Below are 17,233 nucleotides of genomic sequence, written 5' to 3' on the forward strand. Positions count from 1 at the left end.
GATGAGTAATTCGGATACATTCTGTGCTAGTTACGTTATGTCATTCCATGATGTTGTGAATTAGTTATACAATTTTAAGTTTCTCTCTTTAAGCATGCGATATTTAAGGAAAAAACACTATGAGCAATATTTGGTTTAAGGAATATTCCGTTGACTATTTAGAGGGTTTAAGAAATGCCAATATGGGCGAGCATATCGGTATCCGTTTTATTGAACTGGGCTCCGATTTCTTGAAAGGAAGAATGCCGGTAGATAAACGGACAACACAACCTTTTGGTATCCTACATGGCGGTGCTAGTTGCGTGTTGTCTGAAACATTGGGCAGTGTTTCGGGATGGATGACCATTGATCCCGAAAAATATCGCGCAGTTGGATTGGAATTGAATATCAACCATATCCGCGCAGTAACTCAGGGTCATGTAATTGGCATCTGTACACCATTGCATACAGGCCGTCGAACACAAGTCTGGCAAACCGATATTCTGGAAGAAGCTACCGGAAAACGCGTAGCTATTTCACGGTTAACACTAGCGATTATTGATCAAGGAACATTAAGTGCTCAAAAAGAACATGTGATTGTTGATAGGGTGTCACAAACATAACTACCTTAATGATTTGCCGTACTTCAGTGCATAATCGAATAGGCACCAAAGAAACTCATCTCAGTATTCCGTTAATAGGCGGCAAACCTTTCAGGTGCATATCGAACCATATCCTGTTCTAATAGTTTCAATTTCTCTTTCATTGAACTGCCGACAAATAACTGAGGGTCGGAAGGAGTCAAATTCTCAGATTGCTCACGCTGCCGTATTTTCTCAATGGCCTCGCTAAAATTCTCAATAAACTGATAGGGTCTATCTTCTATGCTCCTAAAAAGCGCTTCGCCAAAATAAGTATATTCGTTCTCATGAGTGCACCCAAAAGATGCTTTATCAGCAGCAGCTGCTGTAAGAATTAAACTATAATCATCCTGCAATGCATCGATAAACCCTCCCGAGTAACATGCCGAAATCAAAATGATACGCCACCGAATACCGGCATCGTCCAGGTAAGCCTTGATATCTTCAGGCCGCACATCATTGAGTTCGAGCGGCCACATATTGACTGAAAGTTCATGATTAATTGAGCCATGACTCGTCAGGTACAAAAGCACCACATCCTCTTCACGGTTCATCTTACTGCCTATATGATTCAAAGCGATTCTCAGATTTGAAGAAGATGCAAGCGGTATGGTATCAATGGTTTTCAGGTTATTGATTAACACCACTGAACGCCCTGATGCTCCCAGGCTCTTATTCATAGCACGCTGCACATGGCCGATTTCTTTCATAAAGACATCCTGAGCCGCATCGGAACCAAATCCCACAAAAAACAAATCTGTCACACCAACTTTACCAGGCTCGATAGGACTCAAGACGTTATTCAGTAATCTATATTGACTGTAATAAACATCTTCTTGATTAAGATAGTTCAAGTCGGCATTGATATAAGCATCCATTGTTCTTGAGTAATCAAAATCTTCATACCAAAAACTGAACGGTATATTGACCAAAGGATACGTTGCCCCCATCCAAAAGATGGCTATTAGAAATGCTCTGATTTTGCGATGATCCAACAATTGCAGCGCAAGATAAAAACAAACGAAAAAACTCCAGATGGCATAAATTGTGTACCCCATCTCCAGGAAAGAATCGGGCAACAGAGGCAAACCAACATAAGAAATCAGATATAGAAAAGGCAGAATGCTGTAGGCAAGCACCAGAAACAACAACAAATGCTCCCGATTATGCGTAATCTTTGACACCACGAACCCAACGAAAAGCACAATCAATAACTCGATACTGAGATAACTTAATCCAAACAAATCGAATATCGGTTGAGGGGTCAGCACATAGGAAAAAACCAGCGCGATTAAGCTGTAAAAAACCACGAGAAGAACCAATTGATTGTGCGTAACAATCGCTTGCGCTATTGCATCCCGGCGAAAGCCAAGCAATCGAATCCCGCAGAAAAGATTTTGAATGAATCCTTGAAATTCTCTAACGAATGTGGATTGTTTTGATTCTTTGGTGACACTGGCATATAAATCCATTTCAAACTCCGGCTCTCAATCTGCGAATATAGCTTGTTTGCTATTAACGACAAAAAAATCGATTGATAAAGTCAGCGAAGACACAATTGGTTTCTTATTGAATATTGAACAACTTCACCAACAATTCCAATCTTACGATTGGACCATGAAACAAATCTAAAGTTAATTCGGAATAAAAAAACAGAGATCTCTATCCAAAAGAGAAATCGATTCAACTTACTTCAGAAAAACTATTAAAACTATTTGGTCAATGGCCAGCCAATCAAAAGCACGGTAATAGTAACAATCCCTGCGACAATATTCATAGGTACCCCAACTTTCAAGAAATCGATGAAACGGTACTCGCCAGGACCATAAACCATCATATTGGTTTGGTAACCAAGTGGCGTAGCAAAGCTTGCGGAAGCAGCCATCATGATGGCCAATACAAAGGGAATATTGTTTAAATCCGCTTTTGCAGTGATTTCCAACACAATCGGCAGCATCAGCAGTGCTGCCGCGTTATTGGTAATCACCTCGGTTAAAAGTGAAACGGCAAGATATGTAAGAATTAACAGCAGCCAAGGCATTCCTCCACTAAATTCCACGATACCGCCAGCCAAGTATTTAGCCACACCGGTTTTTTCCAGCGCCACACCTAGCGCAAACGATGCCGCTATCGTCAGAATAACTGTCAAATCAAGACTCTTCTCGGCCTGGCTGGCTGAACAGCAACCGGTAACAATCATTAAACAAGCTCCGATCAAAGCAGCGTTGAGCATGGTAATCACCTCGAAACTGGCCAAAGTGACAATCCCTAAAAGGATGGCCCATGCAATAAAAGCCCGATCATGGCGTGGTGCTTCGGTATTCAAATCATTGATCAGTAAAAAATCCTTGTTGTAACGCTGACGCGTAACAAATGCCGGTCTGGCTTCTAGCAGTAACGTGTCACCCGGTTGCAGGATAATATTGCCAAGATTCCCCTTTATACGTTCACCATTGCGCGCCACGGCTAACACCGCTGCACCGTAGCGGGCACGAAAACGAGCCTCGCGAATCGCATACCCGATTGCCGAGCAATGCGGGGATACGACTGCTTCAACCAATCGCCTTTCAGGGTGCCTTTCGGCAAATGTCTGCACCTGTTGCCCCTCATCACTGGATGGAATAACACCGTTAATACGCAACAGATCGGAAATCGCATCGGTATCCCCCGCAAATACCAACCGATCTCCTCCTCTGAGGATTTCATCTGGAGAAGCCACCGCAAGTGTAGTGCCGTTTCTTTCGATTTCAACCAGATAAACTCGCTGCAAATGCCGGAGTCCGGCTTGTTCAACCGTTTTACCGACCAAAGGACCGTTGGGATCAATGGATACCTCGAGTGTAAATTCTCGCAAATTTGAGAAAACTTCGCCTTGTTTACGCTCGGGCAGCAATTTTGGAAAAAATAACCACATGAACAAGAAACCGGCAATCACCACAGGCAAGCCAACCGGTGTAATCGAAAACAAGGAAAAACCGGCTTCTCCGGTTAACATTTGATACTGACCGTTCACAATCAGGTTGGTACTGGTGCCGATCAACGTCACGGTGCCGCCTAGAATCGCTGTGTAGCTGAGCGGTATCATCAGCTTGGAAGGTGAAACTCCGATTTTGCGTGACCAACTGTAAATCGCCGGAATCATTGTCGCAACAACCGGTGTGTTATTAAGAAAACTACTTAAAAATGCAACCGGCCAGAACATCCGGTTCAACGCGGCACGCGATGTTTTGGGCCGGCCTAGCAATATATTGACCAGCAAATCGATTGCGCCGGAAGCATGCATACCGGCAGCAACCACGAACATCCCTGCAACCGTAATCAAGCCTGAATTGCTAAAGCCGCTGAGTACATCACCACTTTCTAATATTCCAGTTACACTGATGATCATCAACGCACCGATCATGATTAAGTGTGGGCCGATTCGGGTAAAAACCAATGTCGCCAATACCGCGCCGCACAAACTCAATGTAAACCAGCCTTGCCATTCCATAGTCTTACATTCCGCGCAAAGGTACCGAATATACAACAAACACCATATAACCAGAAATAATAATTTATTATAATGATATAGAAACTGATTATAGATATATCACGTCCCCAATGGATTTATGCAGATTTTCTTGGCAATCCGGTAAACTGATACGATAAATTTTTTGAAGCATTCAATATCACCCAGAAATATTTAGAAATCATGCGAAAAATACTCTGCACCCTGTTACTTGGCTTCATCATGATTCCTGCATACGCGCATCAGCATATCCGTCCCGGATTATGGGAAGTCACTACCCGCTCCGATCTGCTTGCACTGGTGCCGCACATTCCCGCAGAACATATGCAACAGCTCAGCGAGCTCGCCCGGCGCTATGGACTAAAACTACCCAAAATTGAAAATGGCGCCGCCACTTCGCACATTTGCATCACCGAAACAATGGCCAACGAAGAAGCTCCTGGGTATTTCTTCGAACAACGTTCCGGCTGCACCGTGCAAAATGCCACCCGTATGGGCAATCGTTATCGATTGGAACTGATTTGTAATAACCAGCATTTCCAAGGAAATGGAACCGCCGAAGGTACTTTCATCAACCCGGAAAATTTCACTGGCAGCACCGAATTTGATAGCACCGTTAGCGGCACACCGGTACATGCATCGGCACAAACCGCCGCACGTTGGATCGGCGAACGCTGCACCACAACCAAATCATTACTGTGAAATTTAATTTCATCGGAATAATAAGCAAATCGCTGCGGACGTAAAACAGCCTATCATTGTTGCTTTCGTTTGGTTAACTGAGAGGTGAACACAAAGCGTCTGCCATGGACCGATACCGTTCTATAAGAGAACACTAACAGGCATTCCCGTTGATTGATGTTTTATGGATTAGCTCTATTCTGTTTAATCATCAAAGACGTACTCGCATCCGATGCTTTCAGCAATACCGAATAATTCGCGTCCACGGTCAGCATCATGCCGTGGTTGACCATCACGCTGGCGGGTTGCGGCGGCGCGCATTTACGTTCACTTTGCAAATCCTCGTCGACGTTACACACGACGTCGTAGAGTTGCCGTACCATCGCAGCTTCTGTTTCGGGAATTGCTGCATCACGCGACGATGGGCTTTTGTTGCGGCCGCCGGTCAGACTGCGGAAGTAACCCAATTCACGTGAAACTACGGTATCGTCGATTTCAACCCGGTAAACGATGCTTCGGCCATTGGGCGCTGCTTCGCTTTTGGTATACAACGACGGATTGACTTGGGTGTAGCCTTGCGCTTGCAATATTTCCGGAATCTTGTTCGGCGAGGTATTGAGCGAAATGCCGACGATCTTGATTTCAGCCAGCAAAGCAGTTTTCGAACCGGCGGCGGCTGCGATGCCATGCGCCGCCATTAAGCAAATCGCCACAATCATCAAGACACTCATTGATGTTACCCTCGTTTTATAGCCGCTATATTGCAGTCGCTGTTTTTTCATGATCGACTCCTGAATTCATTAATGCGCATGTTCTCCCGGCGGCGGCATGATTTCGCCTTCCTGATTCAGTTGCGTGATTTGCAAAGTCAACGCACTGATGTTTTGCCAGCCGAATCCCTCGAATTGTGCCACCCAGCGCGCACGCAGATAACCGAAACGATCGGTCAGAAATTCCATGTGCTGCGGGAACATCCCTTTACCCGATAAATCCGGCACGACACGGACGCGCCGGTACCACCAATAAGTATCCTTAATCTCCTGCCAGCCTTCGGTGATGATCGGGAACGGCGCGATCGCGGTGATCTGCTGCAATTGCTCGTCGGTCAACGGATGAATCGGTACCGCCAGCAGTTCGGTATTGAGCTCGCGGAGCTGGTCATACGCGGCAGCGAGCTGAAAAAAGCGGTCTTTCGCTTGCGGCCAGGCGAACAGCACCAGCAGCACATTTTTTTGCAGACGGAAATCCTTCAGATTGCCGCTCGAACCGTCGCTGGCGGAGTAATTAAAAACCGGGGATGCAATGGAAGGTGTCTCCGGAACGATCATAGTGCCCAGCAAACGTGCATCAAAGCCGCGCGACATGGCATGCAGAAAATTGATTAAATCCCAGCGATCTTCTTCGGATAATTTGTCCGCGAATCCCGGCATCTCGGTCCCCGGTATGCCATGCGTCAACTGATGATACACATTACCGATCGTATATTCCGCGGTATGTTCTTGAGTCAACAAATCGGTCGGATCGCGCATATCGGGATCGGAAACCGGCTTGGTACCTTTACCTTGCGGACCGTGACAGCTGCTGCAATGCTCCGCGAATAATTGCGCACCGGCGGCAATGGAAATCACATCAATCGGCACTGTCGATTTCTTATACGTTTCCGGATATGCCTTGACTGCCAATGGCGGCAATGCCAGCACAAGCGCACTGATTCCCAGCACACCCGGCATCAGGATTTTCAAGGAATAACCACCGATATTTTCCCTAACCGAAAACCAAGCTATCGCAATCGCAAGCGTAAGCAATGCCAGACCGAACCATACTTTTTCCTGCACATCCGGTAATTCCCAAGTCGCATCTATCGAAAAACGGAAGGGATACGGCCAATTCTCAATCATTGTATGCTTGGCTGGCAGTGTATTTGCCAAAATTGTCGCTACCAGCACCAAGATCAACGCCAATATAAACTCGATACGCACCCACCGATCTAAATGCACGATGCTATCGTTACGCTGTTGCTTCTGCTCGGATGTCAGCTTCGGAAGCCAATGGCTGCGCGCCTGATTCGCAATGATCAGAATAACAAAAAGAATCATAATCTTGCCATTCAGCAACCAGCCGTAAGGACTGGATACCAACGTGTAGTATTTCTCATCGACCAAACGGTCAGTCACGATCAAGCCGGTAAACACAATCAAAACCATCACAGGCAGCGCAACTACAGAAAATTTTTTTAAATACTCGATCGCAGTTTGCATTGCAGTTCTGCCAAGATCTTGGTGCAAATTCAACAGTATCAGCAAGAACGCCGGCAACGCGCCAAACCAAATCCCTGCCAGCAAGATATGAATGGCATATGGCGCGACCGCTTCAAACGACATCTCATCGGCGCTTGAATGACTCATCAGAGTACCGGCGACAAGCGGTAATGCCGCAATCAACGCACACAGCATATAGTGCCAGCGGGTGCGATCCACGCGCTGTATCGCTATCACCGCACATAACAGAATAATGGCAAACAGTTCCCTGGCTGCCCAGATATGACCAATTTGCGTACGCTGCACGATTTCCATCCATGCGGCAGGATTCAGCACATTACCTGCATCACCGGTAGCCTCGCCGGCAGTCGTCGCCAAAATACCGATCAGCCCTACAACGGTAACCCCGGCCAGCCACGGAAAAAGATTTTCCAGTTTTGCCATCCAGGGTGTTTCCTGAATGTTTTTTGCTTGCCAAATCATGGCAAGAAATACACAACTGCCAAAAACAATTAAATTGGCCGTTAATTGTGACCAGCGAGCTATTGCAGCAATGATTTCAACCATAGTTACTCGATAAAAACATTAAGGTTATCTCGATAATACTTGTGAGGTTGATTGCAACTGGAAATGAACACCAACCAAACCAGCGGAATATGCAGGATTTTCCTTTTCGGAATCACGTTCGAAAGACATTTTACCTTGCACCCGCAGATATTAAAATCACCGATCCACAATTAAATGATGATACGCTGAGAACAAACTACGTGAAGTCCGAGTAACGCACAGCCACGCATTTTGAAATACTCAAAGCTACAATCAGCCCGGCAATTCACTAAGCGCTAGCGCCACAGTCGCAGTAAAATAACCGCAACAAATCTGATTACTCAACTCAAGGAGCACCTATGAAAACTGCGTTAGTCACTGGCAGCAACCGCGGAATCGGACTTGAATTCGTGCGCCAATACGCCAGCATCGGCTGGCGTGTTTTCGCTGGCTGCCGCAATCCAGCGGCTGCGGATGCGCTTAATCGCCTTGCAACTCAATTTCAGGAACAGATTCAAGTATATACACTGGATGTCGCCGATCACCGGCAAATCGAACAATTATCGCAAACACTAGCCGATCAGCCGATTGACTTGTTGATCAACAATGCCGGTGTCTATCCACCGGATCGCGGCGATACTTTCGGTAAAACCGATTATGAAGCTTGGCGACACGCATTTGAAGTCAATACCATGGCACCACTGAAAATGACCGAAGCGTTTATCCGGCACGTATCTCGCAGCAAACTCAAAACCATCGTCACCATTACCAGCAAAATGGGCAGTATCGCCGACAATCGCGGCGGTGGCAGTTACATTTACCGTTCGAGCAAAGCGGGCGTCAATATCGTTATGAAAAGTTTATCGATCGACCTCAGTTCACAAAAAATCATCGCCGTCGTATTGCACCCTGGCTGGGTTAAGACCGACATGGGCGGCCCCGGTGCATTGATCACTACCGAACAGAGCGTCACCGGCATGCGCCGCGTGATCGATAATCTTACACTGGCTGATTCCGGTAAGTTTTATGCGTTCGATGATCAGGAAATACCGTGGTGAGATCCGAAACTGATTAACAATTTAGCATATCAAGTAGTCAGGCAATCTTTCCACTTCGGGGATGTAAAATTGCGATTGATCTAAAATTCATCCTGTTAATGTTAATTATCCTAGATTGATTCGCATGGCGATGCGATGACGAATTTATATTGTGTAAATTCCCAAATCAAAATACAATTTATTTGTAAAAATAGTCACAAAATTTTTACATTAATATTTAATTTCCGCCTTAATTTTAAAAGGAAAATAAGAATGAAATCATCTTCACTAGTGACAACTGTGGCTATCGCAACCTTGTTTTCGATAGGCGAAAGAGTAGAAGCCGCACTGGTTAATCTCGGCCCAGGTTCTTTTACACCCGCGGCTACAGCTATTGACTTTTCTACACCGGGTATCAACGGTTCAACCAATCCAATTTACAATTTCACCGGACTTCCTGGAATTGGTGACATAACTGTCAGTTTTGGAGGTCACTTCGCTGGACAAACTATAAGTGGTGGCTTCCCCAATACTATTACCGGTACCCCAACTGGTCCTCTGAGTCTAGTGACGGATGATGGGTATGATGTATTTATTACCGACGATGGCGCCCCAGGTGCAACCAGTCCGATATTATCCGGTTCACCAACATTTAATGGTCCGATTTCGATTCTTTTCAGTACCCCAGTTGCTGCTGTTGGATTGAAAGGCGGATTCTTTGATGCAATCGGTGGAACTACGATTGAGGCCTTTAATGGAAGCGGTGTGTCATTAGGCTCAATTACTAACAGTACACTGGGCTTTGAGTTTTATGGTTTATTCGATAATACAGGTAATAACATTTCAGGTTTATCATTCTACATCACCGGTGATGAACCAGCAGGATTCGAAATTGATGACCTCACATTTGGGTCCGCTTCTGTAGTCCTAGTTCCAGAACCAGAAACCTATGCCATGCTACTAACTGGTTTGGGATTATTAGGATTTATGGCTTATCGCCGGAAACAAAACGCTTGATCAAATCGCGAGACTTTAGACTAGCAATTGAGTTCAGTTAGCCTAAAGCTATTATTTTTATTTGAAGAGAATTCAATAAAAGTAAATTTTTATTACAAATCAAGTCATTAACATAGATTCTGATCGATCAATCCCGCTCATAGAGCGGGATTTTTTAGATGATAAGTTCAAGCCGAACCAAGGGACAGTTCCGATAGCACGCTTTTAGGATTCTTCAAACTGCGCTCGGCAATCCGCAGTTTATTCAATAAAATTGTCAACTGGAAATAAAACTGATCGCTGGCAATCATTTTCTGCCATTCATCACCATCCGGATCATCTTCATCGAGGTTGCGCCAGAAAAGGTTGCAGAAACTGCGGAAAGAAACCGGTTGCCCTGCGAGTAATTCAGCTTTAATGGGTTGATCAATCCAGCGTTGCCGTCTCTCGATCAATCCTTCCGCTCCACCGCATACGACAACAGATAAATAATCGTATAAATCCGTTGTACAGCGGAGTTCCGGAAATTTTCTTTTATGAATGGCGCTGGCAATCAACTTTTGCAAAGCAATGGTTGAAACTTTAAGACTCACGCCTGTTTGCAATATGTATATTTTATCGAGGCACATATATCAATTATTTAGTTAGTAACAGCCGTAGCTAATGAGCGATTCGATTAAGAATCCTAATTAAGGTTCATTATTGCCGAAATAACCTCAAAAAAATACCCTGCACTCAAATCAAGTGTTAGCAGTCAAGTAAGCAATCACTTCATCATCGCTAACTTGCGGAAAATCGCTGTAGAATTGCCCCACTGCATAAAAATTGGTGGGAGTCGACAAGCAAACGATGCGATCCGCTTTGTTGTGCAATTTCTGCAGGGTTTCAGGCGGCGCCACCGGCACGGCACAGATCAATTGTGCGGGATTCCGGTTACGCAATGCATGCAATGCCGCGATCATGGTTGAACCGGTTGCCAGACCGTCGTCAACGACAATGACGATACGTCCTGCGGGGTCGGCCGGCGAGCGTGCGGGTGTATATTGCGTGCGTCGCCGCCGGATCGTTTCCAGTTGAGCGGCCACTTCCTGTTGGATATAGTGGTCATCCACTCCTGCTCTGGTGGTATATTCCGACAAGTAGACCCAACCGTTTTCATCCACCGAGCCGATGGCGAATTCGGGATTACCAGGCGCACGAAGTTTACGCACCAGAACCACATCCAGATCACCATGCAGTTGTTCGGCGATCAATTTTGCCATCGGCACCGCACCTCGGGGAATCGCCAGCACTAAGGGGTGTTTATCACGATAATCAGCAAGTGCTTCTGAAAGTTTTGCGGCAGCAGCGATGCGATCGGCAAATATCATCAATTTCTCCTTGAATTATGTTGCATGGTATGACTGATCAGTAAACGTAGTTGCTGCAACGGCCGGGTATTCAATACATCCTTTTTCTCCAACCAGCCACGCCGTGCCTGACCAATACCAAAACGCAAATTAGTAAAGTCATAGACGCTATGTGCGTCTGAATTAATGCTAATCAATACCCCTTCTTCCTTCGCTAGTTGACAATGCGTATCAAGTAAATCCAATCTCTCCGGATGCGCGTTCAATTCCAAAAAACAACCGCGCTGCTTAGCCTCACGGATAATGCTCAACATATCGATATCGTAGGGAGCGCGGTGTTGCAGCAAGCGGCCTGTCGGGTGTGCCAGCAGCGTGAAGCAAGGGTGTTGCATCGCACGTAATATGCGTTCAGTCTGTTTGGCACGCGATAAGTTAAAGTTGCTATGAACCGCGCCAACAACCATATCGAGTCGTTCCAACGTACTATCCGGCAAATCCAAGCGACCATCCTCCAGAATATCCACCTCGATGCTTTTCAGTATGGTGATTCCTTGTAACTCGGCATTTAGCGCATCAATCTCATCGCACTGCTGCATCAATCGCCGCGAATCGAGTCCATGCGCAAATGCCATTCGGCGAGAATGCTCGTAATCGCCAGATATTCAAATCCCTGAGACAAACCGGCAAGCGCCATTTCCCGAAGCGAGTGATGACCGTCGGTAGCTTTGGTATGCACATGCAGATCACCGCGTAAGTCATTGCGCTCAATCAGTTGCGGTAATTTTCCAGATTTGGCAACCGCGATTTCGCCACGATTCTCACGCAATTCCGGTGGAATGTATGCAAGACCAACTGCGGCATAGACCGATGCTTCGGTTTCACCGGCGATGCAAGCATCATTGCGGAACACACCGTACTCATTGATCTTCAATCCTTGCTTTTGCCCCAGAATGCGGATAGCGATGTTATGTGCTTTCGATCCGGTAAAATAATGCAACGCCGCGCCGTACGATTCTTCTTTGACCACGCGCAAATCGACTTGCAAACCGCATTTAAGAATGATGCTGGCGCGCGTCGTACCCGCGGACAGGATATCAGCCACCTCATCATAGCCGGTAAACCGTTGAACAACTTGACGGACCACTGCAGCTGTCGGGGCTGTAACCAGCACATCCAAATCGCCCACTGTTTCCCGCATACGCCGGTAACTGCCCGCAACGGTTACATGCTGCACTTCCGGGATAGCGAGCAGATATTTTTCCAGTGCTTCCGCATACTGCGCCGCAACCGCCAACTTGAATCGCTGCGTCTGATTGGCATGCGCTTCGATCGCTTGCAGGATATTATCTTCGATTTTCTCGCCAAATCCTGGTAAAGCCCGGATCCGACCATCGCGCGCAGCCCGATATAATTGTTCCAGTGTTTGCACGTCAAGGTCATGATACAGTGTCTTGACACGCTTAGGCCCGAGTCCGGGGATTTTCAGCAGATCGGTAATCGCAGGCGGTAATTCGGTATGTAATCGGTCGAGCAGGCGGCAATGTCCGGTGGTGACAATTTCCTTGATCTTTGCCGCCAGATCATCGCCAATACCTGGTAATTGCGTCAGATCCATACCCTTTTCCAATAAACGGGATATTTCTTGAGGCAATTCACCTACCACCCGCGCGGCATTGCGGTAAGCACGGATGCGAAACGGATTAGCCCCCTGGATTTCCAGCAAATCGGCAATTTCCTCAAAACCGGCAGCAATATCGGCATTATGCTTTGGCATGCAATCCTCCATTTTTAACTGTATTGCCCTAATCACCGAACGAATTGATCTAACGCAATAAAACCCCAGATTAATACATCCGGATCAGTAAAACTACTACAATAAAAATACATACAGTCAACATAGAGAAACATGAGTTCTTCATATTTTGAATATGGTGCGGACATCGGGATTATCGGCCGTGGCCTGACCCTCGAGCAATCATTCGAAGCCGCAGCGCATGCGGTATTTGCAGTCATTACCAATATCGAAGCAGTGCAGCCGCTGACAAGCTTGGAAATCGAATTTGAAGAATCCGATCCGGAGTTGGCACTGGTTGTTTGGTTAAATCAAATCCTGAGAAAATCGCGCGACTCCGGCATGGTATTCGGTCACTTTTATGTGCATCGGGAAAACAATCACTGGCATGGCAAAATCCTTGGGGAACCGTGGCGGGATGGACTGGAGCGCGGTGTCGAAATCAAAAGAGCGACATTGGCCATGCTATCGATCAAACAAGCCGGGCCGATCTGGGAGTCACGTTGCGTGGTAGGTGTATGAATAGTAAATAATTACAAGTGCTGTAACGATGGAAGCCGCCTTACCAATCACCACGCGGAATACTCCGCATTCTGTTGTCCTCGAAAATTAATCAACTGGTAGTAAGCAATTCTTACGTAATCAAAAAATCGCGCAGCCAATAAAATGATTCGCATCGTTCGGCTTGTCAATGCTTATGCAAAAGCTTGACAAAATTATCAAACGGAGCAAGATGAAAGGCGTGTAATGAGACGAGGAAATGGTTGCCGCTTGAGCACTCGAAATATAATTTTCTGTTCATAATTAGCCAATCACATAAAAGAAAAGGAGAGCATGATCATGGGTACTCAAAGCATTCATCCTGATTACCGTCAAATTACTCGCCACGATGCTATTTTTAAGGAACGCGTGCACGATTCCTATAAAATCAAAGAAAAACTTCCTGAACCGACCGTTTGCCCGCATTGCGACGCGGTTTTTCATAACGGACGGTGGCAATGGCTGGCGGCACCCGCCAATGCGCACCAGCATAATTGCCCGGCGTGCCAGCGCATACTGGACCACTACCCGGCTGGCTTTATAACCTTGAAAGGGGAATTCTTCCGCAGCCATCGCGATGAAATTCTGCATTTGGTGCAAAATTTTGAGAAAAAGGAAAAATCGGAACACCCGTTGCAACGCATTATCTCGACCGAGAAGCAAAATGATTCCTTTTTAATTACAACCACCGATATCCATCTGGCGCGCGGTATCGGGGAAGCGATTCATGATGCGTATCAAGGCGAATTGGATTTTCACTATAACCAGGCTGAGAATTTACTGCGCGTGCATTGGTCGCGCTAAACCACCATACTTAAAAAATAAAGGAGATTGCTATGACCGTCGGCGAAATTTGCAACCGTGAAGTAATTGTCATTCAGCGCGACGAACCTGTTGTAGAAGCAGCCAAACTGATGCGCCAATATCATATCGGTGCTGTCATTGTCATTGATAAACCCAGCGGTTCCGCAATTCCGGTCGGCATCGTTACGGATCGCGACTTAGTCGTGGAAGTACTGGCCACCGAATTGGACGAGGCGGTTATTACCGTCGGCGACATCATGGCGCCAGAGTTGTTTACCGTGAAAGAAAGTACCGCGACGCATGAAGCGATCGAATTTATGCGCCGCAAAACCATCCGCCGGCTGCCAATCGTTGACGATGCCGGGGAATTGGTCGGAATCTTGACGCTGGATGATGTTTTGGAAATACTCTCGGAAGAATTGCTCGATCTCGCGAAACTGGTACGGTACGAACAGAAGAAAGAAACACGGCATCGCCGGTAAGCGATAATTCTCGAATCCGCCGGTTGAATGCAGCGAACCGGCGGTTATCCGGCCTCATACTTCAAGAGATTCCCTCTTGAATTTCCAGCGAAACGCTCAATATTAAAGTCAATTAATGATCTTTAGAGATGCGTATTATGGAACAATCTACCGCCACTCCGCTCGAATTGCCCACCGACGTTATCGCTTTGGTGCCGATGCGCAATGTCGTGTTATTTCCGCATGTGTTAATGCCGATCACTGTTGGCCGGACAAGATCGATTGCGACCATCCAGCATGCATTACAAACGAAAACTCCTATCGGCATTGTGTTGCAAAAAGACGCCACAATCGATGAGCCGGCCCTCGAAACGCTATGCTCAGTCGGAACGATCGCCAATATTGTCAGACATATTGCTTCCGAAGACGGAACGCACCATGCCGTTTGCCTCGGCGTCGAGCGTTTTCAGATCGAAGAAATAGTCGATGGCTATCCATTCATCGCCGCTCGGATAAAACGACTTCAAGAAACAACAGTCGTTACCACGCAAATTGAAGCACTAACGCTGCAATTGCGCGAACGCGCAATCGAAATTTTGTCGTTACTGCCGGGAGTACCGGCCGAATTGGCGCACGCATTGCAAGCGACACGAACACCTTCCGATCTGGCCGATATTACTGCCAGTCTGCTGGATACCGAGATCAGCGAAAAACAAAAATTGCTGGAAACGATCGATACCGAAGAACGTTTGCTGAAAGTCCTGCAAATTCTCACGCGGCGCATCGAGGTACTGCGACTCTCGCAAGAGATTGGCGAGCGCACAAAAGAACAAATGGAAGATCGTGAACGTAAGTTTCTGCTGCGCGAGCAATTAAAAGCGATTCAGAAAGAACTCGGTGAAGACGGCGAGAACGATCAGGAAATTGCAAAATTACAAAACGCGATTGCCACTGTCGGCATGCCCAGTGATATCGAAGCGCAAACCCGCAAAGAATTGCAGCGGCTGCAACGGATGCCTGCAGCATCGAGTGAATATTCGATGCTGCACACCTATCTTGAATGGATGACGGAGTTGCCGTGGCAGCTACCGGAAGAAAAACCGATCGATCTCCACGTCGCACGCGAAATCCTGGAAGCCGACCATTTCGGATTGGAACGCATCAAGCAACGCATCGTCGAATTTCTTGCGGTACAAAAGCTAAAACCGCAGGGCCGGGCACCGATCCTGTGTTTCGTCGGCCCGCCGGGAGTCGGCAAGACTTCACTCGGTCAAAGCATTGCACGCGCATTGCAACGCCCATTTGTCAGGGTGTCGCTAGGCGGTGTACACGATGAAGCGGAAATGCGCGGCCATCGCCGCACTTATGTCGGCGCCATGCCGGGCAATATCGTGCAAGGCCTGCGCAAGGCCGGTGCGCGTAATTGCGTGATGATGCTTGATGAAATCGACAAAATGACCGCCAGTGCACATGGCGACCCGTCCGCGGCATTGCTGGAGATCCTCGATCCGGAACAGAACTCGACGTTTCGCGACAACTATCTGGGTGTGCCGTTCGACTTAAGCCGGGTGATTTTTATCGCCACCGCCAATGTTATCGATAATGTTTCACCACCAGTGCGCGATCGTATGGAAATCATCGATCTTCCGGGATATACGCAAGAAGAAAAATTACAGATCGCACAGCGTTATCTGGTGCAACGTCAGAGTGAAGCCAACGGCCTGCAAACCGATCAGTGTGCGCTAACGCCCGCCGCCCTGCGAAGCATCGTCGCCAATTACACGCGCGAAGCCGGTGTGCGTCAATTCGAACGGGAAATCGGCCGGGTTATGCGGCATGCCGCATTGCGTATCGCGCAAGGAGAATTGCAGCAGGTGCAAATTAACGCCGCTAATTTGGGCGACATCTTGGGGCCGGAAAAATTCGAACATGAACTGGCATTACTGACCGATATGCCCGGCGTTGCAACCGGCTTGGCTTGGACGCCAGTCGGCGGCGATATACTGTTCATTGAAGCCACGCGCGTGAATGGCAGCGGCCGCCTGATCCTGACCGGGCAGCTCGGCGATGTCATGAAAGAGAGCGCACAAGCCGCGCTCACGCTGGTAAAAGCACGCGCCAGCACTTTGAATATTCCGGTATCGGTATTTGACGGTATCGACGTGCATTTGCACGTCCCAGCCGGCGCCATCCCGAAAGACGGGCCGAGCGCCGGCGTAGCCATGTTCATTGCCTTAGCTTCATTATTCACCAACCGGACGGTGCGTCACGATGTCGCCATGACCGGTGAGATCAGTTTGCGCGGCTTCGTATTGCCGGTCGGCGGCATCAAGGAAAAAATATTGGCAGCGCAACGCGCCGGTATTCGCAAAGTGCTGCTGCCAGCACGAAACCGGAAAGATTTGCACGACGTCCCCGACACAACACGTCAGGCGATGCAGTTTATTTTTCTGGAAACCGCTGATGATGCTGTCCGGGCAGCGTTAAATCCAATCAACAACTATGCCGCCGCGGCAGACCTGATGCTGGTTTAACCGGTCGTTGAAAAACTATCCGCAGTGCCGCTACGGTGTTAAAAGCCGTAGCGACAATTTGCCGCATTGTAGTTTTATTCTTCATCAGTTACATTGAATGACAAATT

At 47.4% G+C, this 17,233-nt stretch carries 16 protein-coding genes; 8 read left to right on the top strand and 8 right to left on the bottom strand.

Annotated elements, in window-relative coordinates; translation table 11 throughout:
• Nucleotides 1-119: 119 nt before the first annotated feature.
• The gene (locus KF839_RS03815) at nucleotides 120-602 is read left to right on the top strand and encodes a hotdog fold thioesterase (RefSeq protein WP_292916509.1); all 483 of its coding nucleotides are present in this window, start codon (nucleotides 120-122) and stop codon (nucleotides 600-602) included.
• A 71-nt stretch (nucleotides 603-673) separates the two neighbouring features.
• Here the strand turns inward: KF839_RS03815 and KF839_RS03820 are convergent, their stop codons facing one another.
• Entirely contained in the window at nucleotides 674-1,771 is a 1,098-nt protein-coding gene (locus tag KF839_RS03820) for a C13 family peptidase (RefSeq protein ID WP_292916510.1), read from the bottom strand.
• Nucleotides 1,772-2,331: 560 nt separating this feature from the next.
• The gene (locus KF839_RS03825; protein ID WP_292916511.1) at nucleotides 2,332-4,110 is read right to left on the bottom strand and encodes an SLC13 family permease; all 1,779 of its coding nucleotides are present in this window, start codon (nucleotides 4,108-4,110) and stop codon (nucleotides 2,332-2,334) included.
• A 240-nt stretch (nucleotides 4,111-4,350) separates the two neighbouring features.
• Here KF839_RS03825 and KF839_RS03830 point away from each other — a divergent pair, with 240 nt between their 5' ends.
• On the top strand, nucleotides 4,351-4,830 hold the full coding sequence (locus KF839_RS03830) for a DUF3617 domain-containing protein (RefSeq protein ID WP_292916512.1): 480 nt from the start codon (nucleotides 4,351-4,353) through the stop codon (nucleotides 4,828-4,830).
• Nucleotides 4,831-4,991: 161 nt separating this feature from the next.
• Here KF839_RS03830 and KF839_RS03835 read toward each other — a convergent pair whose 3' ends face one another.
• Nucleotides 4,992-5,591: a hypothetical protein gene (locus tag KF839_RS03835; RefSeq protein WP_292916513.1), complete on the bottom strand. Its 600-nt coding sequence runs from the start codon at nucleotides 5,589-5,591 to the stop codon at nucleotides 4,992-4,994.
• Between the two features lie 18 nt (nucleotides 5,592-5,609).
• Nucleotides 5,610-7,634, bottom strand: coding sequence for a CopD family protein (locus KF839_RS03840; RefSeq protein WP_292916514.1), 2,025 nt, complete (start codon nucleotides 7,632-7,634; stop codon nucleotides 5,610-5,612).
• Between the two features lie 338 nt (nucleotides 7,635-7,972).
• Between KF839_RS03840 and KF839_RS03845 the strand changes: the two genes are divergently transcribed.
• Both KF839_RS03845 and KF839_RS03850 read left to right on the top strand, forming a co-directional pair.
• Nucleotides 7,973-8,671: an SDR family oxidoreductase gene (locus KF839_RS03845; RefSeq protein ID WP_292916515.1), complete on the top strand. Its 699-nt coding sequence runs from the start codon at nucleotides 7,973-7,975 to the stop codon at nucleotides 8,669-8,671.
• Nucleotides 8,672-8,806: 135 nt separating this feature from the next.
• Nucleotides 8,807-9,667, top strand: a complete 861-nt coding sequence (locus KF839_RS03850; RefSeq protein WP_292916516.1) for a PEP-CTERM sorting domain-containing protein — start codon at nucleotides 8,807-8,809, stop codon at nucleotides 9,665-9,667.
• Nucleotides 9,668-9,834: 167 nt separating this feature from the next.
• Here KF839_RS03850 and KF839_RS03855 read toward each other — a convergent pair whose 3' ends face one another.
• From KF839_RS03855 to KF839_RS03870, 4 genes are all read right to left on the bottom strand, one after another.
• Nucleotides 9,835-10,239, bottom strand: coding sequence for a hypothetical protein (locus KF839_RS03855; RefSeq protein WP_292916517.1), 405 nt, complete (start codon nucleotides 10,237-10,239; stop codon nucleotides 9,835-9,837).
• Nucleotides 10,240-10,386: 147 nt separating this feature from the next.
• Nucleotides 10,387-11,016, bottom strand: coding sequence for a phosphoribosyltransferase (locus tag KF839_RS03860; RefSeq protein WP_292916518.1), 630 nt, complete (start codon nucleotides 11,014-11,016; stop codon nucleotides 10,387-10,389).
• Entirely contained in the window at nucleotides 11,016-11,627 is a 612-nt protein-coding gene (locus KF839_RS03865; protein WP_292916519.1) for a PHP domain-containing protein, read from the bottom strand. Before KF839_RS03865 ends, KF839_RS03860 begins: the two co-directional genes overlap by 1 nt.
• Nucleotides 11,591-12,769 carry a helix-hairpin-helix domain-containing protein gene (locus KF839_RS03870; RefSeq protein ID WP_292916520.1) on the bottom strand — a complete coding sequence of 393 codons (1,179 nt, stop codon included), beginning with the start codon at nucleotides 12,767-12,769 and terminating at the stop codon, nucleotides 11,591-11,593. The genes KF839_RS03865 and KF839_RS03870 overlap by 37 nt, the downstream gene beginning before the upstream one ends.
• Nucleotides 12,770-12,901: 132 nt before the next feature.
• On the opposite strand from KF839_RS03870, the gene KF839_RS03875 reads away from it, so the two are divergent.
• The 4 genes from KF839_RS03875 to lon all read left to right on the top strand — a co-directional run bounded on the left by KF839_RS03875 (nucleotide 12,902) and on the right by lon (nucleotide 17,126).
• The gene (locus KF839_RS03875) at nucleotides 12,902-13,309 is read left to right on the top strand and encodes an archease (RefSeq protein ID WP_292916521.1); all 408 of its coding nucleotides are present in this window, start codon (nucleotides 12,902-12,904) and stop codon (nucleotides 13,307-13,309) included.
• A gap of 318 nt (nucleotides 13,310-13,627) precedes the next feature.
• Nucleotides 13,628-14,131 carry a BCAM0308 family protein gene (locus KF839_RS03880; RefSeq protein ID WP_292916522.1) on the top strand — a complete coding sequence of 168 codons (504 nt, stop codon included), beginning with the start codon at nucleotides 13,628-13,630 and terminating at the stop codon, nucleotides 14,129-14,131.
• Nucleotides 14,132-14,163: 32 nt separating this feature from the next.
• Nucleotides 14,164-14,613: a CBS domain-containing protein gene (locus KF839_RS03885; protein ID WP_292916523.1), complete on the top strand. Its 450-nt coding sequence runs from the start codon at nucleotides 14,164-14,166 to the stop codon at nucleotides 14,611-14,613.
• Nucleotides 14,614-14,750: 137 nt separating this feature from the next.
• The gene (lon, locus tag KF839_RS03890) at nucleotides 14,751-17,126 is read left to right on the top strand and encodes an endopeptidase La (RefSeq protein WP_292916524.1); all 2,376 of its coding nucleotides are present in this window, start codon (nucleotides 14,751-14,753) and stop codon (nucleotides 17,124-17,126) included.
• Nucleotides 17,127-17,233: the final 107 nt, after the last annotated feature.

This window comes from Nitrosomonas sp., from assembly GCF_019635155.1.
Taxonomy (GTDB): domain Bacteria; phylum Pseudomonadota; class Gammaproteobacteria; order Burkholderiales; family Nitrosomonadaceae; genus Nitrosomonas.